The 243-nt window shown below is 82.3% G+C and carries 1 pseudogene; it reads left to right on the forward strand.

The window, feature by feature from the left end:
* Window positions 1-243: pseudogene (locus AC0IVP_RS22075) on the forward strand (S9 family peptidase); the annotation flags it as partial.

A 243-nucleotide genomic window follows, 5' to 3' on the forward strand; every position in this document is an offset into this window, starting at 1 on the left:
GTCCCCGGACGAGGGCACCGTGCTGGCCCGGCGCGGCCCGCGCGGGCACCGGCACGTCGTGGTCAGCGACGTCGCCACCGGCGAGCAGCGCCGCGTCGTCCCGCTCCGGCACGCCGGCGGGCAGGCCAGCGAGGACGGCCGGTTCGGCCCGGAGGGCCGGTCGGTCTGGCTGCGCGCGGCGCTGCCCGGGCCGCCCGGGGCGGACCGCACGGCGGTGCTGCAGGTCGACCTGTCCGCGGACGC

The sequence above is a fragment of the Klenkia sp. AC732 genome, assembly GCF_979256525.1.